The 25,915-nt window shown below is 55.0% G+C and carries 29 protein-coding genes, 1 pseudogene and 1 other annotated feature; of the genes and pseudogenes, 24 read left to right on the forward strand and 6 right to left on the reverse strand.

The genetic code is table 11. The features are described from left to right. Positions 1–119: 119 nt before the first annotated feature. From KXR87_RS06435 to KXR87_RS06500, 14 genes and pseudogenes are all read left to right on the forward strand, one after another. Positions 120–212: pseudogene (locus tag KXR87_RS06435) on the forward strand (microcompartment protein); the annotation flags it as partial. 2 nt (positions 213–214) lie between these two features. Next, the gene (locus tag KXR87_RS06440) at positions 215–847 is read left to right on the forward strand and encodes a phosphate propanoyltransferase (RefSeq protein WP_437431426.1); all 633 of its coding nucleotides are present in this window, start codon (positions 215–217) and stop codon (positions 845–847) included. Beyond that, the gene (pduM, locus tag KXR87_RS06445) at positions 844–1,335 is read left to right on the forward strand and encodes a PduM family microcompartment protein (protein WP_437431427.1); all 492 of its coding nucleotides are present in this window, start codon (positions 844–846) and stop codon (positions 1,333–1,335) included. The genes KXR87_RS06440 and pduM overlap by 4 nt, the downstream gene beginning before the upstream one ends. 3 nt (positions 1,336–1,338) lie before the next feature. Then, complete coding sequence (locus KXR87_RS06450) at positions 1,339–1,614, forward strand: EutN/CcmL family microcompartment protein (protein WP_437431428.1); 276 nt, start codon at positions 1,339–1,341, stop codon at positions 1,612–1,614. A gap of 9 nt (positions 1,615–1,623) precedes the next feature. Continuing rightward, positions 1,624–2,628: a two-domain cob(I)yrinic acid a,c-diamide adenosyltransferase PduO gene (gene pduO / locus KXR87_RS06455; protein WP_437431429.1), complete on the forward strand. Its 1,005-nt coding sequence runs from the start codon at positions 1,624–1,626 to the stop codon at positions 2,626–2,628. Beyond that, on the forward strand, positions 2,628–4,019 hold the full coding sequence (gene pduP, locus KXR87_RS06460) for a CoA-acylating propionaldehyde dehydrogenase PduP (protein ID WP_437431430.1): 1,392 nt from the start codon (positions 2,628–2,630) through the stop codon (positions 4,017–4,019). Before pduO ends, pduP begins: the two co-directional genes overlap by 1 nt. Before the next feature lie 11 nt (positions 4,020–4,030). Further along, positions 4,031–5,143, forward strand: coding sequence for a 1-propanol dehydrogenase PduQ (locus tag KXR87_RS06465; protein WP_437431431.1), 1,113 nt, complete (start codon positions 4,031–4,033; stop codon positions 5,141–5,143). Beyond that, entirely contained in the window at positions 5,140–6,510 is a 1,371-nt protein-coding gene (locus KXR87_RS06470) for a 4Fe-4S dicluster domain-containing protein (protein WP_437431432.1), read from the forward strand. The genes KXR87_RS06465 and KXR87_RS06470 overlap by 4 nt, the downstream gene beginning before the upstream one ends. A gap of 2 nt (positions 6,511–6,512) precedes the next feature. Next, positions 6,513–7,067 carry a propanediol utilization microcompartment protein PduT gene (gene pduT / locus KXR87_RS06475; RefSeq protein ID WP_437431433.1) on the forward strand — a complete coding sequence of 185 codons (555 nt, stop codon included), beginning with the start codon at positions 6,513–6,515 and terminating at the stop codon, positions 7,065–7,067. Continuing rightward, entirely contained in the window at positions 7,067–7,417 is a 351-nt protein-coding gene (pduU, locus tag KXR87_RS06480) for a propanediol utilization microcompartment protein PduU (protein WP_437431434.1), read from the forward strand. Before pduT ends, pduU begins: the two co-directional genes overlap by 1 nt. Before the next feature lie 4 nt (positions 7,418–7,421). Further along, positions 7,422–7,874, forward strand: a complete 453-nt coding sequence (gene pduV, locus KXR87_RS06485) for a propanediol utilization protein PduV (RefSeq protein WP_437431435.1) — start codon at positions 7,422–7,424, stop codon at positions 7,872–7,874. Beyond that, the gene (locus KXR87_RS06490; RefSeq protein WP_437431436.1) at positions 7,859–9,067 is read left to right on the forward strand and encodes an acetate/propionate family kinase; all 1,209 of its coding nucleotides are present in this window, start codon (positions 7,859–7,861) and stop codon (positions 9,065–9,067) included. Before pduV ends, KXR87_RS06490 begins: the two co-directional genes overlap by 16 nt. Beyond that, positions 9,064–9,807 (forward strand): uroporphyrinogen-III C-methyltransferase, encoded by a 744-nt coding sequence (gene cobA, locus KXR87_RS06495; RefSeq protein ID WP_437431437.1) that lies wholly within the window; start codon positions 9,064–9,066, stop codon positions 9,805–9,807. The genes KXR87_RS06490 and cobA overlap by 4 nt, the downstream gene beginning before the upstream one ends. Before the next feature lie 39 nt (positions 9,808–9,846). After that, positions 9,847–10,713, forward strand: a complete 867-nt coding sequence (locus tag KXR87_RS06500) for an L-threonine kinase (protein ID WP_437431438.1) — start codon at positions 9,847–9,849, stop codon at positions 10,711–10,713. Between the two features lie 24 nt (positions 10,714–10,737). On the opposite strand, the gene KXR87_RS06505 is transcribed toward KXR87_RS06500, so the two are convergent. The 4 genes from KXR87_RS06505 to dacD all read right to left on the reverse strand — a co-directional run bounded on the left by KXR87_RS06505 (position 10,738) and on the right by dacD (position 14,186). Further along, positions 10,738–11,073: a DUF496 family protein gene (locus tag KXR87_RS06505; protein WP_437431439.1), complete on the reverse strand. Its 336-nt coding sequence runs from the start codon at positions 11,071–11,073 to the stop codon at positions 10,738–10,740. A 167-nt stretch (positions 11,074–11,240) separates the two neighbouring features. Continuing rightward, positions 11,241–12,299, reverse strand: a complete 1,059-nt coding sequence (locus tag KXR87_RS06510; protein ID WP_437431440.1) for an FUSC family protein — start codon at positions 12,297–12,299, stop codon at positions 11,241–11,243. 132 nt (positions 12,300–12,431) lie between these two features. Continuing rightward, complete coding sequence (gene sbmC, locus KXR87_RS06515; protein WP_437431441.1) at positions 12,432–12,902, reverse strand: DNA gyrase inhibitor SbmC; 471 nt, start codon at positions 12,900–12,902, stop codon at positions 12,432–12,434. Between the two features lie 120 nt (positions 12,903–13,022). Further along, on the reverse strand, positions 13,023–14,186 hold the full coding sequence (dacD, locus tag KXR87_RS06520) for a serine-type D-Ala-D-Ala carboxypeptidase DacD (RefSeq protein WP_437431442.1): 1,164 nt from the start codon (positions 14,184–14,186) through the stop codon (positions 13,023–13,025). 206 nt (positions 14,187–14,392) lie between these two features. Between dacD and sbcB the strand changes: the two genes are divergently transcribed. Continuing rightward, a complete protein-coding gene (gene sbcB, locus KXR87_RS06525; RefSeq protein ID WP_437431443.1) occupies positions 14,393–15,817 on the forward strand; it encodes an exodeoxyribonuclease I in 1,425 nt (474 codons plus the stop codon). 49 nt (positions 15,818–15,866) lie between these two features. Here the strand turns inward: sbcB and KXR87_RS06530 are convergent, their stop codons facing one another. Further along, complete coding sequence (locus KXR87_RS06530; RefSeq protein ID WP_437431444.1) at positions 15,867–17,228, reverse strand: APC family permease; 1,362 nt, start codon at positions 17,226–17,228, stop codon at positions 15,867–15,869. Between the two features lie 385 nt (positions 17,229–17,613). Further along, entirely contained in the window at positions 17,614–18,438 is an 825-nt protein-coding gene (locus tag KXR87_RS06535) for an SDR family oxidoreductase (RefSeq protein ID WP_437431445.1), read from the reverse strand. A 176-nt stretch (positions 18,439–18,614) separates the two neighbouring features. Here KXR87_RS06535 and hisL point away from each other — a divergent pair, with 176 nt between their 5' ends. The 9 genes from hisL (at position 18,615) to hisIE (ending at position 25,902) form a co-directional block, all read left to right on the forward strand. Continuing rightward, positions 18,615–18,665, forward strand: coding sequence for a his operon leader peptide (gene hisL, locus KXR87_RS06540; protein ID WP_437431529.1), 51 nt, complete (start codon positions 18,615–18,617; stop codon positions 18,663–18,665). Further along, positions 18,641–18,764, forward strand: a sequence feature (His leader region). (Overlaps the previous gene by 25 nt.) Positions 18,765–18,798: 34 nt before the next feature. Beyond that, entirely contained in the window at positions 18,799–19,698 is a 900-nt protein-coding gene (gene hisG / locus KXR87_RS06545) for an ATP phosphoribosyltransferase (RefSeq protein ID WP_437431446.1), read from the forward strand. An 87-nt stretch (positions 19,699–19,785) separates the two neighbouring features. After that, positions 19,786–21,090: a histidinol dehydrogenase gene (hisD, locus tag KXR87_RS06550; protein WP_437431447.1), complete on the forward strand. Its 1,305-nt coding sequence runs from the start codon at positions 19,786–19,788 to the stop codon at positions 21,088–21,090. Further along, positions 21,087–22,148 (forward strand): histidinol-phosphate transaminase, encoded by a 1,062-nt coding sequence (hisC, locus tag KXR87_RS06555; RefSeq protein ID WP_437431448.1) that lies wholly within the window; start codon positions 21,087–21,089, stop codon positions 22,146–22,148. Before hisD ends, hisC begins: the two co-directional genes overlap by 4 nt. Next, the gene (gene hisB, locus KXR87_RS06560) at positions 22,145–23,212 is read left to right on the forward strand and encodes a bifunctional histidinol-phosphatase/imidazoleglycerol-phosphate dehydratase HisB (RefSeq protein WP_437431449.1); all 1,068 of its coding nucleotides are present in this window, start codon (positions 22,145–22,147) and stop codon (positions 23,210–23,212) included. Before hisC ends, hisB begins: the two co-directional genes overlap by 4 nt. Beyond that, on the forward strand, positions 23,212–23,802 hold the full coding sequence (gene hisH / locus KXR87_RS06565) for an imidazole glycerol phosphate synthase subunit HisH (RefSeq protein ID WP_437431450.1): 591 nt from the start codon (positions 23,212–23,214) through the stop codon (positions 23,800–23,802). Before hisB ends, hisH begins: the two co-directional genes overlap by 1 nt. Continuing rightward, a complete protein-coding gene (gene hisA / locus KXR87_RS06570; protein WP_437431451.1) occupies positions 23,802–24,539 on the forward strand; it encodes a 1-(5-phosphoribosyl)-5-[(5-phosphoribosylamino)methylideneamino]imidazole-4-carboxamide isomerase in 738 nt (245 codons plus the stop codon). Before hisH ends, hisA begins: the two co-directional genes overlap by 1 nt. After that, positions 24,521–25,297: an imidazole glycerol phosphate synthase subunit HisF gene (gene hisF, locus KXR87_RS06575; protein WP_437431452.1), complete on the forward strand. Its 777-nt coding sequence runs from the start codon at positions 24,521–24,523 to the stop codon at positions 25,295–25,297. The genes hisA and hisF overlap by 19 nt, the downstream gene beginning before the upstream one ends. Continuing rightward, the gene (hisIE, locus tag KXR87_RS06580) at positions 25,291–25,902 is read left to right on the forward strand and encodes a bifunctional phosphoribosyl-AMP cyclohydrolase/phosphoribosyl-ATP diphosphatase HisIE (RefSeq protein ID WP_437431453.1); all 612 of its coding nucleotides are present in this window, start codon (positions 25,291–25,293) and stop codon (positions 25,900–25,902) included. The genes hisF and hisIE overlap by 7 nt, the downstream gene beginning before the upstream one ends. Positions 25,903–25,915: the final 13 nt, after the last annotated feature.

Here is a 25,915-nt window from a genome sequence, read left to right on the forward strand (position 1 = left end):
ATACGCCAACAGAGACGATGGAAGAAGAGGCAGTGACGCCAACAGATACCGTCGCGGACATGCACATCATAGCAGGAGAACCCGCACCTTCACTCCTGCTTCACAACGTGGGAAATCAGGTCACTTGCAATCTTTGTCTGGATCCGGCCTGCACCCGTCTGAAGGGGGAACCACGCACGCTATGTCTTCATAGCGGACAGCGAGGAGAATAACTATGGATAAGCACGTCGTTGAAAATGCAGTAACTCAGGTGCTGGATGAGATGCGGGCGCGTCCCATTCCGTTGGGTATATCGAACCGACATATCCATTTGTCGCCACAGGATTTTGAACGATTGTTTCCAGGGCAATCCGTCACGGTTAAAAAAGCGCTGATGCAACCTGGTTATTTTGCTGCGGAACAAACCGTGACCTTAGTCGGCCCGAAAGGGCAGCTGAAAAATGTGCGCCTCCTTGGCCCACTGCGCGGCGCAAGCCAGGTTGAAATCTCTCGCACCGACGCGCGCACGCTGGGTGTCGCGGCCCTGCTTCGTATGTCCGGCAATCTGGCAGGCACACCGGGCATCAAAGTCGTCAGCCCTTATGCCGAAATCGAGCTGGCGAATGGGGTGATTGTGGCGCAGCGCCACATTCATATGTCGCCGCTGGATGCCTTAGTCCTGCGCGTATCCCACGGTGAAAACGTGAGGGTAGCCATTGAAGGAACCGGACGCCGCGTCATTTTTGATGATGTCGCGGTCCGGGTTTCACCAGGCCTGTTACTTGAAATGCATATCGACACTGACGAAGCCAATGCATCAGGCGCCGACGAACCGGGCGCATTCGCCCGCCTGGTTACGCACGCATGAGCAACGAACAGATGCAGCACCTCGTCGACATCATCGCTGCGCGTCTGCTTGCCCGCGTCAACAATGCTGTTGCCATTAGTCAGGATGCGCTGCGTCACGCCTCAGCGACGGCGCTTTTTCTGAAGCATGACACATTGCATGTGCAGCATACGGACATCTGTTTCTTGCGTCAGTTAGCGGACGGAGACCAGGAGAACACTGCCGTTGCCAATTTGTTCGAAGCGTTTTCATTAGGGATGAAGGTGACCGTCAGTATCAACAGTAGCCTGTTGCGCTGTCTGCCGCTCGCCGGACTGGCAACCCTGCCGCTGTCGCTCTGTGATGAACATGAAAACAGCATCAGGTATTGCAAAAACAAGGTGCTGAGCTATCGGGATATCCTCGGGTTGGGCGGCGGCTGGGTAGTCACATCCCGTAAGACCATTATCACTGTGCTGGCTCGTGAGGCGATGGCAACACAGCACATTCGACTCGTGCAGCAGGAGTAAATCATGCATCTCGCTAAGGTTACAGGTTCGGTGGTTTCCACCCAAAAATCGGCGTCCCTGGTCGGCAAAAAATTGCTGCTGGTTCGTCGGGTGAGTGCCGACGGCACGTTGCCGCCCCACCCCACGCAAGGCGATGAGGTTGCCGTGGACTCCGTGGGGGCTGGCATTGGTGAACTGGTGCTTCTGAGCAGTGGTTCCAGTGCGAGACATGTGTTTTCCGGCCCCAATGAAGCCATCGATCTGGCCGTCGTGGGCATTGTTGACACCCTTTCACGCTAAGGAGACGCGATGGCCATTTATACCCGAACAGGCGACGCGGGCACTACCGCCCTTTTCAGCGGTCAGCGCGTAAGCAAAACCCATCCGCGTGTGGAAACCTACGGCACGCTGGACGAGCTGAATTCAGCCTTAAGCCTCTGTGCCTGCGCAGTGCGTTCGCCTGAAAGCCGCGCTCTGCTGGAAGCGATTGAACTGCAAATTTTCTGGTTCAGCGCCGAGCTTGCCAGCGAAAGTGAGACGCCCTCTCCTGAGCAGCGCTACATCAGCGCCGGGGAGATAGAGGCTCTGGAACGGGCTATCGACACGGCCATGTCTCTGGTCGATAGCGTACACAGCTTTATTTTACCCGGACGGTGTGAAGCCGCCGCCAGATTGCATTTTGCCCGCACGCTTGCCCGGCGAGCCGAAAGACGTCTGGTTGAATTAAACGAGCAGATTAACGTCCGCCAGGTCCTGATGCGTTACATCAATCGCCTTTCCGACTGTTTGTTTGCCCTGGCGCGTCTTGAAGACCATCTCGCCCACCAGGAAAAGGTCATTCGCGAGGTGACGACACGATACCGGGCAGCCACACAACTGCCTGAGAGAAAAGAGGATCCGCATTCGCTTTCCTTTCATGAGCTTCATCAGGTAGTTAAAGCCGCAATGACCCGTGCGGCTGAATTGCACATCCCGGTCGTGGTTAGCGTAGTGGATGCAAACGGGATCGCCATGCTCACCTGGCGTATGCCAGACGCATTACTGGTGAGCAACGATCTGGCCCCCAAAAAAGCATGGACAGCGGTCGCCATGAAATCGCCTACGCATGAACTCTCCGACGCAGTCCAACCCGGCTGCGCGCTGTATGGACTCGAAACGCACATGGACGGCAAGGTCGTGACCTTTGGCGGAGGTTTTCCCCTCTGGCGCGACGGCAACATTATTGGTGGTCTTGGTATCAGCGGAGGCTCCGTTGAACAGGACATGGATATTGCTCAGACCGCACTTGCGGCGATAAATATGGGAACAAAATAATGAATTCATCAGATCTGGAAACGCTCATTCGCGCCATTCTGAGCGAACAACTCGCTCCGGTTGAGGAAAAACAAGCGAGCGCCAGCCACGGGGTGTTTGCCACGCCTGCCGAGGCAATTGAGGCTGCACATCAGGCTTTTTTACGTTACCAGCAGTGCCCATTAAAAACCCGCAGCGCACTTATCAGCGGTCTTCGTGCAGAACTGGCACCACATCTGGCCACCCTTGCAGAAGAGAGCGCCGTTGAAACCGGGATGGGCAACAAAGAAGATAAATTCCTGAAGAACAAAGCCGCGCTGGAAAACACGCCAGGCGTTGAGGATCTCACCACCACTGCCTTGACGGGTGACGGCGGTATGGTGCTGTTTGAATATTCGCCCTTCGGCGTGATTGGTTCAGTCGCACCCAGTACCAACCCGACCGAGACCATTATCAATAACAGCATCAGCATGCTGGCTGCGGGCAATACCATCTATTTCAGTCCGCATCCGGGTGCCAAAAAAGTGTCCCTTACGTTGATTCGTCTGATTGAGGACATTACGTTTCGCCACACGGGCATTCGCAACCTGGTGGTTACCGTTAGCGAACCGACTTTTGAAGCCACTCAGCAGATGATGGCCCACCCCAAAATTGCTCTGCTGGCCATCACCGGTGGGCCAGGGATTGTACTGATGGGTCTCAAAAGCGGCAAAAAAGTGGTGGGTGCAGGCGCTGGCAACCCACCCTGCATCGTTGATGAGACCGCTGATCTTGTCAAAGCTGCCGAAGATATCATTAACGGCGCTTCCTTCGATTACAACCTGCCCTGCATTGCAGAAAAAAGCCTGATCGTTGTGGCGTGCGTTGCTGACAAACTTATTCAGCAGATGCAAGCCTTCGGCGCACTGCGCATCACCGGCAGTGATATCGATAAACTGCGCGCCGTCTGCATTATTGACGGTGTCGCCAATAAAAAACTGGTTGGTAAAAGTCCGGCGACCATCCTGCAGGCAGCCGGGTTAACGGTTCCACCTAAAGCGCCTCGCCTGCTTATCGCTGAGGTTGCCGGAGACGATCCCCTGGTAACCGCTGAACAATTGATGCCGGTTTTACCCGTCGTCCGTGTAGATAACTTCGAAGCCGCACTGGCACTGGCGTTGGTGGTTGAAGAAGGTCTGCACCATACGGCAGTCATGCACTCGCAAAACGTCTCCCGGTTGAACCTGGCCGCACGCCGTCTGCAGACGTCGATTTTCGTGAAAAACGGCCCTTCCTATGCCGGCATCGGCGTCGGTGGCGAGGGTTTCACCACCTTTACCATTGCAACCCCGACGGGTGAAGGTACGACGTCGGCAAAAACCTTTGCCCGTTCCCGTCGTTGTGTACTGACGAACGGCTTTTCGATTCGCTAACCGGAGTGGTTATGAACAGATTCTCGCTACAAACGCGACTCTATAGCGGAGTGGGAAGCCTCGGAGCCTTAAAACGCTTTCGCAATAAGGACATCTGGATCATTTGCGACGGTTTTCTTGCTCACTCGCCGCTGATTGATATGTTGAAGCAGGCGATTGCGCCGGATAACCGACTGAGTGTCTTTAGTGATATTACGCCGGATCCGACCATAGCGACGGTGGTTGAGGGCATCGCACAAATGCAGACGCTCAAGCCGGCTGTGGTCATCGGTTTTGGTGGCGGCTCTGCTCTGGATGCAGCGAAGGCGATTGTCTGGTTCAGCAAACAGCTGGGTATTGATATCGAAACCTGCGTGGCGATCCCTACCACCAGTGGGACAGGATCCGAAGTCACCAGCGCGTGCGTCATAAGCGATCCGCAGAAGGGCATTAAATATCCGCTGTTTGATAACGCACTCTACCCGGATATCGCCATTCTCGATCCGGCACTGGTGGTGAGCGTCCCACCCGCTATTACGGCAAACACCGGGCTCGACGTGTTGACTCATGCGCTTGAAGCTTACGTGTCTCCTGAGGCCAGCGATTTTACCGATGCGCTGGCCGAAAAGGCAGCCCAACTGGTGTTTAAGTATTTGCCGGTCGCAGTGCGCAACGGAGACTGCCTGGCCACGCGCGAGAAAATGCACAATGCCGCCACGCTGGCTGGCATGGCGTTCAGCCAGTCCGGGTTGGGCATAAACCATGCCATAGCCCACCAGTTAGGAGGGCAATTTCACCTGCCGCACGGACTGGCGAATGCGCTGCTGCTGACCCCTGTCATCCATTTTAATGCCAAAGACAAACGTGCAGCCCATCGCTACGCGCGTATTGCCAAAGCCTGCCATTTTTGCCCATCGACGGCTAATGAACAGTTGGCCGTCAATGCTCTGGTGCGACAGATCGAGCAACTGAAAAAGCAGTGCAACATTCCGACCCTTGCGGGGGCGCTCAATACCACCGCTTCTGCTTTTCGCGCGCGCATTCCCGGCATGGTCGACGCTGCTCTGGCAGATGTCACCCTCAAAACGACACCGCGCCATGCTGATGCCAGCGCCATTCGTCATTTGCTGGAGGAATTATTGTGAGTGAAGTCGCCTTTGTCGCCCCTGCGTGGGGAGAGGTTAGCCCTGCCAGCGCAGATGATATTCGTGAAAGCGTCCGTGCTGGAGGCGTGGTTGGTGCCGGAGGCGCAGGTTTTCCCACCCACGTGAAATTACAGGCTCAGGTCGAGATTTTTCTCGTTAACGCCGCTGAATGCGAGCCTATGTTAAAAGTGGATCAACAGCTTATGCCACAGCAGGCCGCGCGTCTGGTGCGCGGCATTCTTTATGGCATGCGCGCGACCGGGGCAACGCAAGGCATTATCGCGCTAAAAGAGAAGTATCACGCCGCAGTCGAGGCGCTAACCCCCTTGCTGCCGCCGACAATCCGTCTGCATATTTTGCCGGATGTCTACCCTGCGGGAGATGAAGTTATCACCATCTGGCTGGCAACGGGTCTGCGGGTGCCTCCGGCGGCATTGCCTACCAGCGTTGGCGTGGTGGTGAACAATGTGCAGACGGTGTTGAATATCGCCCGGGCCGTGGAAGATAACTACCCCGTTACGCGCCGCACGCTGACCGTCAACGGCGCGGTTCATCATCCACTGACGGTGACCGTTCCCCTGGGCATCTCCCTCAGGGAGGTGCTTACCCTTGCCGGAGGAGCAACGGTTGATGCGCCGGGTTTTATCAACGGCGGGCCTATGATGGGAGGGCTTATCACCTCTCTGGATACCCCGGTCACCAAGACCACCGGCGGCTTGCTGGTTCTGCCAGATACGCATCCGTTAATTACCCGCCGCAGGCAGGATGACAAAACGGTACTCAGTATTGCCCGTACTGTTTGCGAGCATTGTCGACTCTGCACCGATTTATGCCCGCGCCACATTATTGGTCATGAACTCTCGCCACACCTGCTGGTGAGAGCGGTCAATTATCAGAATGTCGCCACCCCTTCCACGTTACTGAGCGCATTAACCTGCTCAGAGTGCAACGTTTGCGAAAGCGTTGCCTGCCCGGTCGGCATTTCGCCTATGCGGGTAAATCGTCTCCTTAAAGCCGAACTTCGCGCCAGCGGCGCACGTTATGAAGGCCCGCTGCGTGAGGCTGATGAAATGGCGCGCTATCGCCTGACGCCGGTCAAAAGGCTGATAACCAAACTCGGATTAAACGACTGGTATCAGGATGCACCAATTAAAGCGCTCACCGTTACCCCTGCTCAGGTGGTACTCCCGCTGCGTCAGCACATTGGCACGCCCGCCGTACCCTCCGTAAGGCAGGGCGACAGGGTTTCACGAGGTGAATGCATTGCGGACGTTCCTCTGGGGGCGCTCGGCGTGCCGCTGCATGCCAGCATCGACGGCGTTATTGCGTCGGTGACGGACCAGGCAATTACAGTTGTACGAGGATAACCATGTCACAAGCTATTGGAATACTTGAACTTACCAGCATTGCGAAAGGGATGGAGCTTGGCGATGTCATGCTGAAAAGCGCTAACGTCACGCTACTTGTGAGTAAAACCCTCTGCCCCGGCAAGTTTCTGCTGATGATTGGCGGTGATGTGGGTGCCGTGCAGCAGTCCATTGCGGCCGGTGAGAGCAGAGCCGGCGAAATGCTGGTCGACAGCATTGTGCTTGCCAATATTCATGCAGCAGTCTTACCTGCGATCAGCGGACTGAACGCTGTAGAAAAACGGCAGGCCGTGGGTATCGTCGAAACCTGGAGCGTGGCCGCCTGCATCAGTGCCGCCGACAGGGCAGTCAAAGCAGCGAACGTGACGCTGGTACGCGTACATATGGCTTTCGGCATCGGTGGTAAGTGTTACATGGTGGTTGCGGGCGACATTTCTGATGTTGAAAACGCGGTGACAGTGGCCAGTGAGAGTGCAGGAGAGAAAGGGCTGCTGGTCTATCGGTCCGTTATTCCTCGTCCTCACGAGGCTATGTGGCGACAGATTGTGGAGGGCTAATGGAAACGCAACACACTACGGAACGCATGATCCAGGAGTATGTCCCGGGTAAACAGGTCACACTGGCCCATCTGATAGCCAATCCCGGAAAAGATCTCTACAAGAAACTGGGGTTGAGCGAGACGGCATCGGCGATTGGTATTTTAACCATTACCCCCAGTGAAGCCTCCATCATTGCCTGCGATATCGCCACAAAATCAGGTGCCGTCGAGATCGGTTTTATCGATCGATTTACCGGTGCCGTGGTACTGACCGGGGATGTCTCTTCAGTGGAATATGCCCTGCGTCAGGTGACCCGTTCGCTGGGGGAAATGCTGCGCTTCACCACCTGTCAGGTGACACGGACCTGATGCCATGAAAAGAATGATGTTAATTGGCCCAAGCCAGTGCGGTAAAACCTCACTCACCCAGCGTCTGCGGGGTGAGGCGATTCGTTACCAGAAAACACAAGCTATCGTCTGGTCACCGGAAACGATTGATACACCGGGTGAGTACCTTGAAAACCGTTGTCTCTACAGCGCGCTGCTAACCAGCGCCTGCGAGGCAGACATTGTCGCACTGGTACTCAATGCCGATGCCCGGTGGTGTCCGTTCTCCCCGGGATTTACCTTACCGATGAATCGCCCGACCATTGGCATCGTCACTAAAGCCGATCTGGCTGGTAAAGACCAGACAGACCTGGCAGGTCAGTGGCTGACGCAATCCGGCGCTCAACAACTTTTCATCACCAGCGCGCAGACCGGTCAGGGCATTGCGGCGGTGATTGCTCATCTTCAGTCTCAGGAGTCTTCATGTCCCGCACCATAATGGCGGTTAACGCCGGTAGTTCTTCCCTGAAATTTCAGCTCATTACCATGCCTGCCGGAACGGTACTGTGTCAGGGTTTGATTGAACGTATTGGGCTTTCAGATGCCATCTTTACCCTGAAACAGGGTGAGAAAAAATGGCAGGAGACTCGCGCCATAGCCGATCACAACACCGCGGCGATGCTGCTGCTGGAAACGCTGCTTTCACATCAGATAATCTCCTCATTGGCGGCGATTGACGGCGTCGGGCATCGTGTCGCGCACGGTGGTGAAAGCTTTAAAGATTCGGCCCTCATAACCGATGAGGTGCTGGCAGAAATTGAACGCTTGTCAGAACTGGCGCCGTTACACAATCCGGTCAATGCGGCAGGCATTCATGTTTTTAAGCAGGCACTGCCCCACGCTCCTGCCGTTGCCGTTTTCGATACCGCTTTTCACCAGACGCTGGATCAGGGGGCTTTTATCTATCCTTTGCCGTGGCGTTATTACACCGATCTGGGCATTCGTCGTTACGGCTTCCACGGCACCAGCCACAAATATGTCAGCCAGTTAATGGCAGAGAAACTGGGTGTACCTTTGAGTGCTTTGCGCGTCGTTACCTGTCATTTGGGCAACGGTAGTAGTCTGTGCGCCATTAAAGAGGGGCGCTCTGTTAATACGTCGATGGGCTTTACGCCGCAGTCAGGTGTGATGATGGGCACGCGCAGTGGCGATATCGACCCCTCGATTTTACCCTGGGTGGCACAGCGTGAAGGGCTTACGCCACAACAGCTGAATACCCTGATTAATAATGAATCCGGATTGCTGGGTGTATCGGGCGTGTCCAATGATTTCCGCGATGTCGAAGAGGCCGCCCGGGAAGGCAACGAGCGTGCGGCGCTGGCGTTGACGCTTTTCGTGGAGCGCATACGGGCAACCCTTGGAAGCTACATAATGCAAATGGGTGGGCTGGACGTCCTGCTGTTTACTGGTGGTATTGGTGAGAACTCGGCGCGTGTGCGAGCGGCGGTGTGCCGCGATCTTCACTTCCTGGGAGTGGAGGTTGACGCCGGAAAAAACAGCCGCAATGAGACCTTTATTCAGACGGAACAATCGATGGTAAAAGTCGCCGTTATCAGCACCAACGAAGAGCTGATGATAGCGCGTGATGTGATGCGTATTGCGCTGCCGGAATACGCCGGGGAGTGCGTATGATAGGTAAAGTCTGGCTGGTCGGCGCAGGCCCCGGCGATCCGGGGCTGATGACGGTAAAAGGATTAGCATGTTTGCGCGACGCGCAGGCAGTGGTCTATGACAGACTGGTTAATCCGCTTCTGCTTAAGGAAGCGCCTGATAACAGTGAGTTTTATGATGTGGGCAAAGAAGCCAACTGCCACCCGATTCCACAACCACAGATCAACCAGATCCTGATTGACTGCGCCCGTCGTGGACTCAGAGTGGTCCGCCTGAAAGGTGGTGACCCTTTTGTTTTCGGACGCGGGAGTGAAGAGGCTCAGGCCTTGCATGAAGCAGGGATCGCGGTCGATATCGTACCTGGAATAACGTCTGCCATCGGCGGACTGGCAATGGCGGGGATCCCAGTGACGCATCGCCACTGTGCTTCCAGCTTCCATGTTGTGACGGGTCATTTACAGGATGGCAAAGCCCCGCAGGACTGGAGCGCACTGGCGCAACTGTCGGGTACGCTGGTCATTCTGATGGGTATGTCGCAGATTCATACGATTTGCGATGAACTTATCAGGGCGGGGAAAGCGTCGGCAACACCCGCTGCGGTCGTGATGCGGGCAAGCACCCCCGCCCAGCAGGTACTGACGGCTCCGCTGTCGCAACTTGCAGCAAAAAGTGACGCCGCAGGCTTTTGCGCACCGGCGCTCATCGTCATCGGTGAGGTTGTTTCATTACGAGAAATCCTGGCCTTCAGCGGATCCGCGTGACACTATCCGTCGGTAAGTGCTTTAGTTGAGAGGTAAAGTGTGGCGCTGGCACGGTGTCCCGCATCCTGCGGTGAAATCATTCAGGGTTGGATCCTGGGCAGTGAAAAACTGGTTTCCTGCCCGGTTGACTGGTACAGCGAGGTTGAAATCTCCACTGGTTCACCTTTGCCGACTGAACGCACGCGGATGCGGGCGATGGTTAATCTTGTGCTCCGACACTGGCAACTTCCCTCTTCCTTAAGCCGGGAGATTCGTATTGAGTGCCGCTCGACCATTCCGGTTGCTAAAGGAATGGCGAGCAGTACAGCAGATATTGCCGCCACGGCCGTCGCTACCTCACGGCACTACGGCTATTCACTGGATGAACCGACCCTTGCCCGGCTCTGCGTCATGCTCGAACCCACCGACAGTACCGTTTTTCGCCACCTGACCCTCTTCGATCACAATAGCGCCAGCATGCATATCGCCTGTCACGGTCTGCCCGCAATGGATATCCTGCTGCTTGAAAGTCCGTTGATTTTGCGTACGGAAGATTATCATCGTCTGCCGCGTGAGCCTGTACTGAAAACCCATGCGGCGGAACTGGACAGTGCGTGGCAGCAGGTGCAGCAGGCCTGCGCGCACCGCTCTCCTGCTTTACTTGCCGAAGCGGCCACCCGCAGCGCGATCGCCAGCCAGCGGCTGCTTCCTAAACCCGCCTTTCGGGAGTTAATGTCGCTGGTGGAGAAGTGCGATCTCTATGGCTTGAATGTTGCCCATAGCGGCAGCGTGGTTGGGCTCTTTTGTGACAGGAAAAAGCAGGATGTGGAAAAAGTGTGCTGGCATCTGAAAAAAACGCAGCTATCTGCTCACTGGCCAGAGCAGCATCTGTTACGGCTGGTTGAGGGGGGAGTAAAAGAACGGTGAGGAGTTCCCTCACCGTAATAAGCGTTATTCTGCTTTAAGATCAATGGTTTTTTGTTCGCCCATTGTTTTCAGCTTTTTGGAGATTTCGCGACGCTCTTTAGAAATTTCAGCGTTTTTGATGATGTAATCATCTACGCGATCTTCGTAATCGCTTTTCATGCTGGCGATGATGCCCTGGATGGCTTCAACGCTCATACCCGGTTTGATGTAGTCGCTCAGGTTGTCCAGCAGCAGAACACGCTTCTGGTTGTCACGGATCTTTTTCTCGACGTCCTGGATTTCACGCTGCAGTTTATTCTTACGACGGAACAGACGAACAAACTCCAGAACGTCCTGGAATGAAGGCTTGGTTGTTTCCATTTTGACACCCCTGATAATGTGAGATTCGGATTCGTTAAAGCAACCGCTGAAGGGTAGACCTTACTTTTTGCCGTTGCTGATGACAATGGTTTTATCCTTTTACCTATCATAACCTCAAATCAGGCTGAATCGAAACAACCTCCCTGCTTTTCAGCATCAGATGAGGCTTATTTGCGCAGCGCCCGGCAAATGAGGTGCGACAGTAATTCCAGCTGGCGGGCCAGTTCCATACTCAGCCACACATACCCGTGAATGGAGTTTTCCGCCAGCGCATCACCCTGATGATCGCGCAGAAGCTCGCGCAGCTCGGTAACTATCTCAGTGAGTTTTTCGGTATTAGCTATAATCGGCTGCGGATTCCCTTCGTATAATGCATGCGCAATGGTCAACAGCGTCTGTTGAGTCATCTGCTGCGTTTCACGAAGCGTGTGGGCATTGAGCATCACAAAATGGCTGGAGCGCGATGCCCAGTGGGCGTTAATCTGTAACTCGAGCATGCAAACCAGATTGCGGCTGACCGTCTGAATGGCTTCAAAAATAGCTTTCTGGATGTGAGTCTCTTTGCTCGCAGGGGTGATCAGTCCGCGCATTCTGACGACATCATTAAGGATTTTTTGCAGATGTTTTTCCAGGCGGGGACGTTCAACCAGATTCACTGAGAACCCCGCCTGGTAGACCCGGTTAAAGGCCGTGACATAACCCGCCATCTGAATTCGCCAGTGCAGAAATGCCCGTTGAGGCCAGATGCCGGTAAATAACATGGCCAGAAGAGAGCCAAAAATGACATCACCGCTTCGCCAGAGTGCCGTTTCCATGTCGCCTGCAGGCGCACCCACGACCACTGCCAGCGTAATACCAATAAGCAATGCCTGATAGGGTTTCTTCCCCAGTGCCAGCCAGCCGCAAAGGAACATAGCGGCCGCGCACCAGAGCAGCATGACTGGCATTGAGAGGAGTTCAAGCCGCAGGGCAACCAGGCCCAGAGCAGAGCCGCAGATAGTGCCGCCAATACGGTCAAAGGCCCGGGGAACCACATTCCCCCAAAAGGAGATGGGCCCCATCACGACAACAAGCGTAATCAAAGGCCAGGTCCCTTCAGGGATGTTCAGCAGACGCACCAGTAAAAATGTCAGAACGAAGGCCAGCGCAATACGCACCCCATGCACAACGCGGTAGTGACGATAAAGCCTGATTTCAAAAGGACTGAGTGACTTGTCGGGACGCACACCCGTTCTCCAGCCAAAAACGAAAGCGCGATTGTAACGACTTTTCTGCGGTACAGATCACTGTTCAGGACAAAAAAAGGGTAACTGACCGCATTCTGCGCTTCAGTTACCCGGTACAGGCAAGGCTAACTGTCAGGACTTGGGCTCAACCGGAATGTACATGTCGATTTCCCAGTAGCCATCCTCCTGGTCACCATTGAGGTAAAGCTCAAAGCACGGGCGCAGCGCAATCTGGTAGTGCTCATCCACCAACAGCTCGTCGAAGAAAAGATCCCAGGATTTTTCAAACTCATTGTTATAGACCTTCGCGCGAGCCACGGCGTAGTCCCCACCCGGTAACTCCGTTTTCATTACCCCTTCGCTGTTTTCCGGAATAACAAAGTCCTCGGGCACAGACACCACCACATCACAACGTAACTTGTCCGCCGGAACCTCATCGGGGTTATCGTAGTAAGCGCAAATCCAGTCGATGGGCTGAATGTGCTTATTCTTTACCCACATGTTCAACTGCGCGAAGCCCTGTTTCACCGTGACATCCCACGGCCCCACCAGATGGAACCCGGCGATAGTGCGCGTATCAACCTGCTTAACGTGGTATTCCATGCGACTCTCCTCACTGACACCGATGTTTTATACAGTGTAAATAACGGATGCTCGTCCGCCATCCTGCACGGGTCAATTATGGGAGCAGACTCGTGCACTCGCCACTTTGCCATGTCAGCCTCATTCTGGATGGTGGAAGTAATCGCTCAGACGGGAAAACAGTCCACCCTTGCCCACGTTGTCCAGGGCTACCAGCGGCCAGTGCGCTATCACCTGGTCGCGATCGTAAAGCTGGATCTCTCCTACCCGCTGGTGTGCCGCCATCGGCGCTTCCAGACTCTTGTTGTCCATGATGTAGCGCGCTTTAATATTGGGCAATTCGGCTTTTGGCAGCGCTAGCCAGAAATCATCCTCGGTGCCGACGTTCACCTTTTCTTTATCGCCGTACCAGATACGTTCACTGCCCACCTTTTTGCCCTTGTGCAGAATTTGTACGGTGTCAAAATTATCCTGCCCCCAGTGCAACAATTTACGCGCCTGCTCTTCACGCCCTTTCGGGCTTTCCGCCCCCATGATGACCGCAATCAAACGACGCTGCCCGTCCACACTTGAGGCGATAAGATTGAAGCCTGCGCCAGAGGTATGGCCGGTTTTCAGGCCATCCACATTCAGGGACTTGTCCCATAAAAGACCATTACGGTTCTGCTGGGTGATACCGTTCCAGGTCAGGCTCTTTTCACTGTACATATGATAAAAAGCGGGCTCGCCATGAATGATGGCACGTGACAATACGGCAAGGTCATAGGCCGAGCTGTGTTGGCCCGGCGCATCCAGCCCATGCACGGTTTCAAAGTGAGTGTCTTTAAGGCCAAGTTTGTGCACATAGTCGTTCATCATGGCGACAAATTGCGGTTGCCCACCGGCGACATGGTCAGCCAGGGCAACACAGGCATCGTTGCCTGAGTCGACAATCAGGCCCCGGCTCAGGTCGCGCACCGTGATCCGATCGCCGGGCTTAATAAACATGAGCGATGACCCTTCAAACACCGGATTTCCTCGTGCCCACGCGTCTTTCCCTACCGTGACCACATCGTCAGCACTGATGCGATGGCTATCAATCGCACGGTCGACCACATAGCCGGTCATCAGTTTAGTGAGGCTGGCCGGGTTACGCTGCTGGTGTTCATTGCCTGCGGTTAAAATCTGTCCGGTGGTAAAATCCATCAATACCCAGGCACCGGCCTGAATGACCGGAGGCTTCGGTGCCTGAGGCATCTCATCAGCACAGGCATGATGGACGGCGGCTGACAGAAGAGTGAAGGCAAAAAACAAACGGCATTTCAATGGAATATCCTCATTTACGTCAAATTCGCCGTCCTTTTTACGCAACTTAGTGTGTAGATACTCGGACAAATTGCAAAAAAATGTGACGGAGATCAGCTTTTACCGGCCTGATGGAGGCAAAAAAACGGGCATAGCGGGGTTTTTCTTCGGCAGAAATGGCCTGATGGTTTACCATGCAGGGGTTATTAATGAACAGGATAAGCTCAGTGTCAGATTCCAACGCAGCGCCGACATTTCTCTTCCATGACTACGAAACCTTTGGTACCCATCCGGCGCTGGACAGGCCCGCGCAGTTTGCTGCCATTCGCACCGATGCTGATTTCAACATCATCGGGGAACCTGAAGTTTTCTTCTGCAAACCTGCCGATGATTACCTGCCACAACCTGGTGCCGTACTTATCACCGGCATCACTCCGCAGCAGGCGAAAGCGAAGGGGGTGAATGAAGCCGGGTTTGCCAGGCGTATTCACGATCTGTTTACCGTCCCGAACACCTGCGTACTGGGCTACAACAACGTTCGCTTTGATGACGAAGTGACACGTAACATTTTCTACCGCAATTTCTACGATCCCTATGCCTGGAGCTGGCAGAATAATAATTCACGTTGGGATCTGCTTGATGTCATGCGCGCCTGCTATGCGCTGCGCCCGGAAGGTATTAACTGGCCGGAGAATGACGACGGCTTACCCAGTTTCCGGCTTGAACATCTCACCCGGGCGAACGGGATTGAGCACAGCAACGCCCATGATGCGATGGCTGATGTATACGCCACCATTGCGATGGCAAAGCTGGTGAAAACACATCAGCCGCGTCTGTTTGAATACCTGCTTAGCCACCGAAGCAAGCAAAAGCTGGCCACCCTGATTGACGTGCCGCAAATGGCTCCGTTAGTGCATGTTTCAGGCATGTTCGGAGCCGATCGCAGCAACACCAGTTGGGTCGCACCTCTGGCCTGGCACCCGGAAAACCGCAATGCAGTGATCATGGTTGATCTGGCAGGCGACATGACGCCTCTGCTGGAATTGAATGCCGATGCGCTTCGTGAACGGCTCTATACGGCAAAAGCCGCGCTTGAGGGGAAATCCCCCATCCCGGTGAAACTGGTGCACCTCAATAAATGCCCGGTGCTGGCGCAGGCTAAAACGCTACGTCCTGAAGATGCTGAACGGCTGGGCGTTGACCGCAAACGCTGTCTTGATAATCTGAAAATCCTGCGCGAAAACCCGCTGGTGCGGGAAAAAGTGGTCGCAATTTTTGCAGAAGCGGAACCCTTTGTGCCTTCGGATAACATCGATACACAGCTCTATAATGGTTTCTTCAGCGACGCGGATCGCGCAGCGATGCGCATCGTACTGGAGACTGATCCGCGTAACCTGCCTGCCCTGGACATCACCTTTGCCGATAAACGCATCGAGAGATTACTCTTCAACTACCGGGCGCGTAATTTCCCCGGCACGCTGGATGAAGTTGAGCAGCAGCGCTGGATGGAACACCGTCGCGAGGTGTTTACGCCCGCGTTTTTGCAGGCCTATGCTGACGAATTACAGATGCTGTTTGCACAATATGCGGATGATAAAGAGAAGGTGGCCCTGCTGAATGCCCTGTGGCAGTACGCTCAGGAGATAGTGTAGGGTAAAAAAAACCGGAGGTCAGAGCCTCCGGTTTTTAATGACGCCGTTATTACTGCGGAATGTCTTCGTACTGCGGCACCGGGTTGCGGAAGCTTCTGGTCACGCAGGCCAGATACAACAGACCAATCGCACCCCAGATAAGACCCAGAATCATTGAGCTCTGCTCCAGGTTCACCCACAACGCGCCAACAGTAAGCGCACCACACATCGGCAGTACCAGATACTGGAAGTGGTCTTTCAGCGTTTTGTTACGCTTCTCGCGGATCCAGAACTGAGAGATCACCGACAGGTTTACAAAGGTGAAGGCGACCAGCGCACCGAAGTTAATCAGAGCCGTTGCCGTGACCAGGTCAAAGTTAATCGCCAGCAGCGCAATGGCACCTACCAGCAGTACGTTCCACGCCGGCGTACGCCATTTCGGATGAACGTAGCCAAAGAAACGGGTCGGGAAAACACCGTCACGGCCCATCACGTACATCAGACGGGAGACACCTGCATGAGCAGCCATGCCGGAAGCGAGAACGGTGATGGTAGAGAAGACCAGCACACCGAACTGGAAGGTTTTACCCGCCACGTAGAGCATGATTTCCGGCTGTGACGCATCCGGATCTTTAAAGCGAGAGATATCCGGGAAGTACAGCTGCAGGAAGTACGACGCCACGATAAACACCAGACCCCCGATCAGCGCGGTCAGGAAGATGGCTTTCGGAATCACACGCTCTGCGTCTTTGGTCTCTTCAGACAGTGAAGAGATACCATCGAAGCCCAGGAACGAGAAGCACAGAATGGTCGCACCGGTAATCATCGGCACCACATGCGCACCTTCAGACCAGAACGGACGTGAACTGGTCAGGGTCCCTGCGCCTTCGCCGTGCGCCACACCGTAGACGATCAGGCCAACGATAATGGCAACGATACCCATCTGCAGAATAACAATCAGGGTGTTGAAGTTCGCAACGGACTTAATGCTGCGCAGATTGGAGATGGTCATAAAGGCCACCAGCGCAACCACAAACAGCCACGACGGTACGCTCGGAACCAGCGCTTCAAAGTAAATTTTTGCCAACAGAATGTTGATCATCGGCATGAACAGGTAGTCCAGCAGCGACGACCAGCCCACCATAAAGCCAACAGCCGGGCTAATGGATTTCTGGGCATAGGTATAGGCAGAGCCAGCGGACGGGAAGCGGCGGACCAGCTTACCGTAGCTCAGCGCAGTAAAGAGGATGGCAACCAGAGCAAAGGCATAGGCCGTTGCAACGTGACCATCAGTCAAACCAGAGACAATGCCGAATGTATCGAACAGCGTCATCGGCTGCATATAGGCAAGACCCATCATGACAACCGGAATCAACGTAAGCGATTTACGCAATTCCACGCGAGAGGTTTTTGGAGTAACGTTATGCGACATGATTATCCTCCTGAATGGCGGAAACCATTGCAAATACAAAAAATTGCCCCATTTTTTTCTGTTTCCTCAGCGACAACAACTGTCGGTTTTTAAGTAAATATCTATCCGGTACGAAGCCCGGCCTCTTGGTATTGAATGATGTTTCAAGAATGCAAAAAAATAACCGACGTGTTTACGTCGGCTATTCCTTTTTTGCGGGGCATATTTTGCACCAAACTGAGGCGCAATGACAACCCTGTGAGACGCGGCTCAACCAATAATTTCTGTCAATCGGTTGATTTTTAACACCTCAGGCAGGATTCGGATAAAAAAAAAGCATTTTTTGCAACAAATAAACGCGCCCCCGCAGGGGGACGGTTAGCCCCCTGCGGTTTGGTTAACCCGGTTAGTTCATTGGCATGGTCATCGGGTCGGGGTACTGGTATTCAAAACCCAGTTCATGGCAGATTCGGTTGCCGTCGACAAGTTTGCCTTTTCCCTGGCCGGGAGCGTCAAGAAAGAGAGGTTCAGCCAGACCAAGCTGGCGGGCCATCAGCGGATAAAAAACCGAACGGGCCGGGTGCTGCGGCGCGCAGAGATTATATATATGTCCGCCTTTTGGGGACTGAAGCAGCAATGTAATTGCAGAGATAACATCGTCCAGATGCACCAGATTCACGCCGTGCTGCCCATCCGGTGCCGTTTTGCCTGCAAAGAAGCGTCCGGGATGGCGCCCTGGCCCCACCAGCCCGGCGAGCCGTAAAATATCGACGGAGGTTCCCGGCAGATTATGCAACCAGTCTTCCAGCTCTTTTAGCACCCGCCCGCTCGCGGTAACCGGGTTGCGTGGCATCGTTTCTTTAACACTACCGCTGACATCACCGTAGACCGAAGTCGAGCTGGTAAAGAGTATCCGCGGAACACGCCAGGCCAGCGCGCTGTCGACAATTTCCTGTATCGCCTGCAAATAGAACTCTTCACCCGGACCGCTGCGCCGTGCCGGTAGCGTGATAACCAGCGCATCTGCCTGCATTAACGCCTCCAGATCGTCGGCGTCGCAGACCAGTTCAGGCTCAAGTTTCAGCACGTAGCTTTCGACGCCGCTCATTCTGGCCGCCTCCACCCCGTCCTGGGTCGTTTTGCTGCCGACCACCTGCCAGCCTCGCGCGGTAAGCGACAGCGCTAATGGCATACCCAGCCACCCTAAACCGACAATTGCGACCTTTTTCATCTGTCTCTCCCGACGTTTTGCTGATTCCCTTGTAAGGCTACGCCAGCGGGGCAGAACTGACAATTCATACCCTGAATATGAAATCATTTAATGATGTAAAAAAGCCCTTGCCTTCGTAGGCAAAAGTGGTTTAGGTTAAACGACATCAATGTGAATAAGCATTCAACGAGATTTTTATGACAAGCGTTCAGATTAAACTTCACCACCATCATCATCATCCTGACTAGTCTTTCAGGCGATGTGTGCTGGGAGACGATAAAATCTTCCAGTGGTGCATGAACGCAGAAAAAAGCCCCCGGAAGATCATCTTCCGGGGGCTTTTTTTTGAACCAAATTTAGCAGGATAACGAGGACAACAGAATGTTAGACAACAGCCGTTTACGCATAGCTATTCAGAAATCTGGCCGACTTAGCGAAGAGTCCCGCGAATTACTCGCCCGCTGTGGCATTAAAATCAACCTGCACACCCAGCGTCTGATTGCTCTGGCCGAAAATATGCCGATTGATATTCTGCGCGTGCGTGACGACGACATTCCAGGGCTGGTCATGGATGGCGTGGTTGATCTGGGTATTATCGGCGAGAACGTGCTGGAAGAAGAGCTGCTGACCCGCCGCGCTCAGGGAGAAGATCCTCGTTATTTCACCCTTCGTCGTCTCGACTTTGGTGGCTGCCGCCTGTCACTGGCGACCAACGTAGATGAAGTCTGGGACGGCCCGGCGGGGCTTGATGGCAAACGTATTGCCACCTCCTATCCGCACCTGCTCAAACGCTATCTGGATCAGAAAGGCGTCTCCTTTAAATCCTGTCTGTTAAACGGTTCTGTTGAAGTCGCGCCGCGCGCTGGACTGGCGGACGCTATCTGCGACCTCGTCTCGACAGGGGCTACCCTTGAAGCCAATGGTCTGCGGGAGGTGGAAGTCATTTACCGCTCCAAGGCCTGCCTGATCCAACGTGACGGTGAAATGGACGATGCCAAACAGCAGCTCATCAACAAACTGCTTACCCGTATTCAGGGTGTGATTCAGGCCCGTGAATCGAAGTACATCATGATGCATGCGCCTACCGAGCGCCTGGACGAAGTGATTGCTCTGCTACCGGGCGCTGAACGCCCGACTATTCTGCCGCTGGCAGGTGACCAGCAGCGCGTCGCCATGCACATGGTGAGCAGCGAGACCCTGTTCTGGGAAACTATGGAAAAACTCAAAGCACTGGGTGCCAGCTCCATTCTGGTTCTGCCGATTGAGAAGATGATGGAATAACCCTGCCTTTACGCCCGGTGAAAATGCGCCGGGCCAACGGGTTTAACGTGAGTGGGCCTCAGGCGCTTACAATAAAGGAAAACACTTATGAGCTTTAACACCCTCATCGACTGGAACGGCTGCAGCCCCGAACAGCAGCGCGCGCTACTTATGCGCCCGGCAATGTCGGCCTCCGAAAGCATAACCCGCACGGTGGCGGAAATACTCGAAAACGTCACTGCCCGTGGCGACAGCGCCCTGCGCGAATACAGTGCAAAATTTGATAAAACGGATGTCACTGACCTGAAAGTCACCGCCCAGGAAATCGCCGACGCCAGCGCGCGCTTAAGCGATGATATTAAACAGGCGATGGCCGTGGCGGTGAAGAATATCGACACCTTCCACGTGGCCCAGCAATTACAGACCGTGGATGTCGAAACCCTACCCGGCGTGCGTTGCCAGCAGGTGACCCGCCCTGTCGCCTCGGTGGGTCTCTACATTCCCGGCGGCTCCGCCCCGCTCTTTTCAACCGTGCTGATGCTGGCAACCCCTGCGCGCATCGCGGGTTGTAAAAACGTCGTGCTGTGCTCCCCGCCACCGATTGCCGATGAGATTTTGTATGCCGCGCAACTTTGCGGGGTACAGGAGGTGTTTAAAGTCGGCGGTGCGCAAGCGATTGCGGCCCTGGCCTTTGGCACCGAATCCGTTCCGAAAGTGGACAAAATCTTTGGTCCTGGCAACGCATTCGTGACCGAAGCCAAACGTCAGGTAAGTCAGCGTCTGGACGGTGCCGCCATTGATATGCCTGCCGGCCCGTCTGAAGTGCTGGTGATTGCTGACAGCGGTGCGACGCCTGATTTCGTCGCCTCTGACCTGCTTTCTCAGGCCGAACACGGCCCCGATTCACAGGTGATTTTGCTCACGCCGGATGCCAGCATGGCACGTGCGGTAGCCGACGCCGTTGAACGCCAGTTAGCCGACCTGCCGCGTGCGGAAACGGCACGCAAGGCGCTCTCCGCGAGCCGCCTGATTATTACCAAAGACCTGGCGCAGTGCGTGCAGATTTCCAACCAGTACGGCCCGGAGCATTTGATTATTCAGACCCGCAATGCACGCGACCTGGTCGATGATATCACCAGCGCTGGCTCCGTCTTTTTGGGCGACTGGTCACCGGAATCGGCGGGTGATTATGCCTCCGGCACCAACCATGTGCTACCGACCTACGGTTATACGGCAACCTGCTCCAGCCTTGGGCTGGCGGACTTCCAGAAGCGCATGACCGTACAGGAGCTCTCGCGTGAAGGCTTTGCCGCACTCGCCCCGACCATTGAAACGCTGGCAGCGGCTGAACTGCTGACCGCCCACAAAAACGCCGTCACCCTGCGCGTTAACGCCCTTAAGGAGCAAGCATGAGTATTGAGGAACTGGCTCGCGCCAACGTTCGTGCCCTGACCCCGTACCAGTCAGCGCGCCGTCTGGGTGGTAAGGGTGATGTCTGGCTGAACGCCAATGAATTCCCGACGGCGGTGAACTTTGATTTATCGCAACAGACCCTGAATCGCTATCCGGAAGGCCAGCCGAAAGCGGTGATTGAACATTATGCCCGCTATGCCGGGCTCAACAGCGATCAGGTGCTGGTCTGTCGCGGGGCGGATGAAGGTATCGAACTGCTGATTCGCGCCTTTTGTGAACCAGGCAAAGATGCCATCTTGTTCTGTCCACCAACGTACGGGATGTACAGCGTCAGCGCAGAAACCTTTGGGGTGGAGTATCGCACTGCGCTGACGAAGGACGACTGGCAACTGGATCTGGAGAGCATCTCCAGCCAGTTGGATAACGTTAAACTGGTTTACATCTGCAGCCCGAACAACCCGACCGGGCAGATCATTAACCCGCAGGATATTCGTGATGTTCTTGAGATGACCCGCGGTAAAGCACTGGTGGTGGCTGACGAAGCCTATATTGAATTTTGCCCACAGGCGACACTCACCGGCTGGTTGAGCGAATATCCGCACCTGGTGATTCTGCGTACGCTCTCAAAAGCCTTTGCGCTGGCCGGTCTGCGCTGTGGCTTCACCCTGGCGAATGCCGAGGTGATTGCCATGCTGATGAAAGTGATTGCCCCCTATCCGCTTTCTACACCGGTCGCTGACATTGCCGCCCAGGCGTTGAGTCCTGAAGGGCTGGTGGCCATGCGCCAGCGGGTTGCACAAATCGTTGAAGAACGTGAATTCCTGGCCAACGCCCTGCGCGACATTCCTTGCGTAGAGACGGTATTCAGCTCCGACACTAACTATATTCTGGTGCGCTTTGTTGCCTCCAGCGCCGTCTTTAAATCACTGTGGGATCAGGGCATTATCCTGCGTGACCAAAATAAACAACCCACCTTAAGTGGCTGCCTGCGCATTACTATCGGCACCCGCGAAGAGAGCCAGCGCGTCATTGACGCTTTACGTGCGGAGTCTGTATGAGCCAGAAGTACCTTTTTATTGACCGTGATGGCACCCTGATCTCTGAACCACCGAGTGACTATCAGGTTGACCGTTTTGACAAACTGGCCTTTGAGCCAGAAGCCATTACCGCGCTGCTGAAACTGCAAAAAGCGGGCTTTAAGCTGGTGATGATAACCAATCAGGACGGGCTGGGCACCGCAAGCTTCCCGCAGGCGGAGTTCGACGGCCCGCACAATCTGATGATGCAGATTTTTACTTCGCAGGGTGTGACCTTCGAAGAGGTGCTGATTTGCCCGCATCTGCCGGCGGACAACTGCGACTGTCGCAAGCCGAAAGTGCAGCTGGTTGAGCGCTGGCTGGTTGAGCAGGCGCTGGACAAAGCGAACAGCTACGTCATCGGTGACCGTCAGACCGACCTTGAACTGGCCGAAAATATGGGCATCACCGGCCTGCGTTATAATCGCGAGACGCTGAACTGGACAATGATTGTTGACCAGTTGACCCGGCGCGACCGCTACGCACAGGTTCTGCGCAACACGAAAGAGACGCAGATTGACGTGCAGGTGTGGCTGGACAGAGAAGGCGGCAGCAAGATCAAAACCGGCGTCGGTTTCTTTGATCACATGCTGGATCAGATTGCTACCCACGGCGGTTTTCGCATGGCCATCACGGTGAATGGCGATCTCTACATTGACGATCACCACACCGTGGAAGACACGGGCCTGGCACTGGGTGAAGCGCTGAGGAAAGCGCTGGGTGACAAGCGCGGTATCAACCGTTTTGGCTTCGTCCTGCCAATGGATGAGTGCCTGGCGCGTTGTGCGCTCGACATCTCTGGCCGCCCGCACCTGGAGTATAAAGCCGAATTTGCCTACCAGCGCGTCGGCGATTTGAGTACCGAGATGGTGGAACATTTCTTCAGCTCGCTCTCCTATACGATGGGTGCCACGCTGCACCTGAAAACCAAAGGCAAAAACGATCACCACCGCGTTGAGAGTCTCTTTAAAGCCTTTGGCCGCACCCTACGCCAGGCGATCCGCGTTGAGGGCGATACCCTGCCTTCTTCAAAAGGAGTGCTGTGATGAATGTGGTGATTCTGGACACCGGTTGCGCCAACCTCAACTCGGTTAAATCCGCCGTCTCCCGCCACGGTTATGAACCGCTGGTGAGTCGCGATCCCGACGTGGTACTGCGTGCAGATAAGCTGTTCCTGCCTGGTGTTGGCACGGCACAGGCAGCGATGGATCAGCTACGTGAGCGCGATCTTATCGACCTGATAAAAGCCTGCACCCAGCCGGTACTGGGCATCTGTCTGGGTATGCAGTTGCTTGGCCGTTTTAGCGAAGAGAATACAGGCGTCGACCTGCTGGGCATCATTGAAGAAGAGGTGCCGAAGATGGTCGACGTTGGCTTGCCGCTGCCGCACATGGGCTGGAATCGCGTCTACCCGAAAGCCGGTAATCGTCTTTTTCAGGGCATTGAAGACGGTGAATATTTCTACTTCGTGCACAGCTATGCCATGCCGGTCAACCCTTACACCATCGCGCAGTGCCATTACGGTGCCCCCTTTACTGCCGCCGTGCAAAAAGACAACTTCTACGGCGTGCAATTCCACCCGGAACGCTCAGGCCGTGCAGGCGCACAGCTGCTGAAAAACTTCCTGGAGATGTAATGATTATTCCTGCATTAGATTTAATTGACGGCACCGTGGTGCGTCTGCACCAGGGGGATTATGGTCAGCAGCGTGATTACGGCACCGATCCCCTCCCCCGCTTACAGGATTATGCCGCGCAGGGCGCAGCCGTGCTGCACCTGGTGGATTTAACCGGCGCAAAAGATCCGACGCGTCGCCAGATCCCACTGATTAAAACCCTTGTCGCCGGCGTTACTGTCCCAGTACAGGTTGGCGGCGGCGTGCGTACTGAAGAAGATGTTGCAGCCCTGCTTGAAGCGGGCGTGGCACGCGTTGTGGTCGGCTCAACGGCGGTGAAATCGCCGGAGGTGGTAAAAGGCTGGTTTGAACGTTTTGGTGCCGAGGCGCTGGTACTGGCGCTTGACGTACGCATTGATGCAGAGGGCAAGAAACAGGTTGCGGTCAGCGGCTGGCAGGAAGATTCCGGCGTCTCGCTGGAAGCGCTGGTGGAGACCTATCTGCCGGTTGGCCTCAGGCACGTGCTGTGCACTGATATCTCCCGCGACGGTACGCTCGCCGGGTCAAACGTCTCTTTATATGAAGAGGTCTGCGCGCGCTATCCACAGGTCGCTTTCCAGTCCTCCGGCGGGATTGGCGACATCAACGATGTTGCCGCTCTGCGCAATACGGGTGTTCAGGGGGTGATCGTCGGTCGCGCCCTGCTGGAAGGTAAATTCACCGTAACGGAGGCTATCCAATGCTGGCAAAACGGATAATTCCTTGTCTTGATGTACGCGATGGTCAGGTGGTAAAAGGCGTGCAGTTCCGCAACCACGAAATTATTGGTGATATCGTTCCGCTGGCCAAACGCTATGCAGAGGAAGGTGCCGACGAACTGGTTTTTTATGATATCACCGCCTCCAGCGATGGCCGTGTGGTTGATAAAAGCTGGGTGTCGCGCGTAGCAGAAGTGATCGACATTCCCTTCTGCGTAGCGGGCGGCATTAAGTCTGTTGAAGAGGCGGCAAAAATTCTCTCTTTCGGCGCGGACAAGATCTCTATTAACTCCCCGGCGCTGGCCGACCCGGAGTTAATTACCCGTCTGGCAGATCGCTTCGGCGTACAGTGTATCGTGGTCGGCATTGATACCTGGTTTGATGAGGCGACCGGTAAATATCACGTCAATCAGTATACCGGCGACGAAAGCCGCACCCGGGTGACCCAGTGGGAAACGCTGGACTGGGTACAGGAAGTGCAAAAGCGCGGCGCAGGTGAAATCGTCTTGAATATGATGAACCAGGATGGCGTGCGCAACGGCTACGATCTGGAGCAACTGAAGAAAGTGCGCGAGGTCTGCCATGTGCCTCTGATTGCCTCCGGCGGCGCGGGCACGATGGAGCATTTCCTCGAAGCCTTTCGCGATGCGGACGTGGACGGTGCGCTGGCAGCGTCCGTGTTCCATAAACAAATCATTAATATTGCTGAATTAAAACTTTACCTGGCAAGTCAGGGTGTGGAGATAAGGGTATGTTAACGGAGCTTCAACTCAGCCAACTGGACTGGGAAAAAACCGACGGGCTGATGCCTGCCATCGTGCAGCACGCGGTGTCTGGCGAAGTACTGATGCTGGGTTATATGGATAAAGCCGCGCTGGCAAAAACCCAGGAAACCGGCAAAGTCACCTTCTTCTCGCGGTCGAAAGGCCGCCTGTGGACCAAGGGCGAAAGCTCAGGCCATTTCCTGAATCTGGTGAGCATTGCCCCGGATTGCGATAACGACACGCTGCTGGTCCTCGCAAACCCTGTTGGCCCTACCTGCCACACCGGCAGCTCAAGCTGCTTTGGCGATACCCGCCATCAGTGGTTGTTTCTCTACCAGCTTGAAAAGCTGCTGGCTGAGCGTAAAACTGCCGACCCGGCCAGCTCTTACACCGCAAAACTGTACGCCAGTGGGACCAAGCGTATTGCGCAAAAGGTGGGTGAAGAAGGCGTGGAAACCGCGCTTGCCGCCACGGTGAATGACCGTGCTGAACTGACCAATGAAGCCTCCGACCTGGTCTATCACCTGCTGGTCCTGTTGCAGGATCAGGATCTTGACCTGACGGCGGTGATTGAAAACCTGCGTAACCGTCACAAATAACCCTGCGGGGAGC

The sequence above is a fragment of the Yokenella regensburgei genome (assembly GCF_051486985.1).
Taxonomy (GTDB): domain Bacteria; phylum Pseudomonadota; class Gammaproteobacteria; order Enterobacterales; family Enterobacteriaceae; genus CBFFRJ01.

Bases quoted from the DNA above. Each gene is read 5' to 3' on its own strand.
- KXR87_RS06440 (WP_437431426.1), top strand. From the start codon at position 215: ATGGATAAGCACGTCGTTGAAAATGCAGTAACTCAGGTGCTGGATGAG.
- pduM (WP_437431427.1), top strand. From the start codon at position 844: ATGAGCAACGAACAGATGCAGCACCTCGTCGACATCATCGCTGCGCGT.
- KXR87_RS06450 (WP_437431428.1), top strand. From the start codon at position 1,339: ATGCATCTCGCTAAGGTTACAGGTTCGGTGGTTTCCACCCAAAAATCG.
- pduO (WP_437431429.1), top strand. From the start codon at position 1,624: ATGGCCATTTATACCCGAACAGGCGACGCGGGCACTACCGCCCTTTTC.
- pduP (WP_437431430.1), top strand. From the start codon at position 2,628: ATGAATTCATCAGATCTGGAAACGCTCATTCGCGCCATTCTGAGCGAA.
- KXR87_RS06465 (WP_437431431.1), top strand. From the start codon at position 4,031: ATGAACAGATTCTCGCTACAAACGCGACTCTATAGCGGAGTGGGAAGC.
- pduT (WP_437431433.1), top strand. From the start codon at position 6,513: ATGTCACAAGCTATTGGAATACTTGAACTTACCAGCATTGCGAAAGGG.
- pduU (WP_437431434.1), top strand. From the start codon at position 7,067: ATGGAAACGCAACACACTACGGAACGCATGATCCAGGAGTATGTCCCG.
- pduV (WP_437431435.1), top strand. From the start codon at position 7,422: ATGAAAAGAATGATGTTAATTGGCCCAAGCCAGTGCGGTAAAACCTCA.
- KXR87_RS06490 (WP_437431436.1), top strand. From the start codon at position 7,859: ATGTCCCGCACCATAATGGCGGTTAACGCCGGTAGTTCTTCCCTGAAA.
- cobA (WP_437431437.1), top strand. From the start codon at position 9,064: ATGATAGGTAAAGTCTGGCTGGTCGGCGCAGGCCCCGGCGATCCGGGG.
- KXR87_RS06505 (WP_437431439.1), bottom strand. From the start codon at position 11,073: ATGGAAACAACCAAGCCTTCATTCCAGGACGTTCTGGAGTTTGTTCGT.
- sbmC (WP_437431441.1), bottom strand. From the start codon at position 12,902: ATGGAATACCACGTTAAGCAGGTTGATACGCGCACTATCGCCGGGTTC.
- KXR87_RS06530 (WP_437431444.1), bottom strand. From the start codon at position 17,228: ATGTCGCATAACGTTACTCCAAAAACCTCTCGCGTGGAATTGCGTAAA.
- KXR87_RS06535 (WP_437431445.1), bottom strand. From the start codon at position 18,438: ATGAAAAAGGTCGCAATTGTCGGTTTAGGGTGGCTGGGTATGCCATTA.
- hisG (WP_437431446.1), top strand. From the start codon at position 18,799: ATGTTAGACAACAGCCGTTTACGCATAGCTATTCAGAAATCTGGCCGA.
- hisD (WP_437431447.1), top strand. From the start codon at position 19,786: ATGAGCTTTAACACCCTCATCGACTGGAACGGCTGCAGCCCCGAACAG.
- hisC (WP_437431448.1), top strand. From the start codon at position 21,087: ATGAGTATTGAGGAACTGGCTCGCGCCAACGTTCGTGCCCTGACCCCG.
- hisB (WP_437431449.1), top strand. From the start codon at position 22,145: ATGAGCCAGAAGTACCTTTTTATTGACCGTGATGGCACCCTGATCTCT.
- hisH (WP_437431450.1), top strand. From the start codon at position 23,212: ATGAATGTGGTGATTCTGGACACCGGTTGCGCCAACCTCAACTCGGTT.
- hisA (WP_437431451.1), top strand. From the start codon at position 23,802: ATGATTATTCCTGCATTAGATTTAATTGACGGCACCGTGGTGCGTCTG.
- hisF (WP_437431452.1), top strand. From the start codon at position 24,521: ATGCTGGCAAAACGGATAATTCCTTGTCTTGATGTACGCGATGGTCAG.
- hisIE (WP_437431453.1), top strand. From the start codon at position 25,291: ATGTTAACGGAGCTTCAACTCAGCCAACTGGACTGGGAAAAAACCGAC.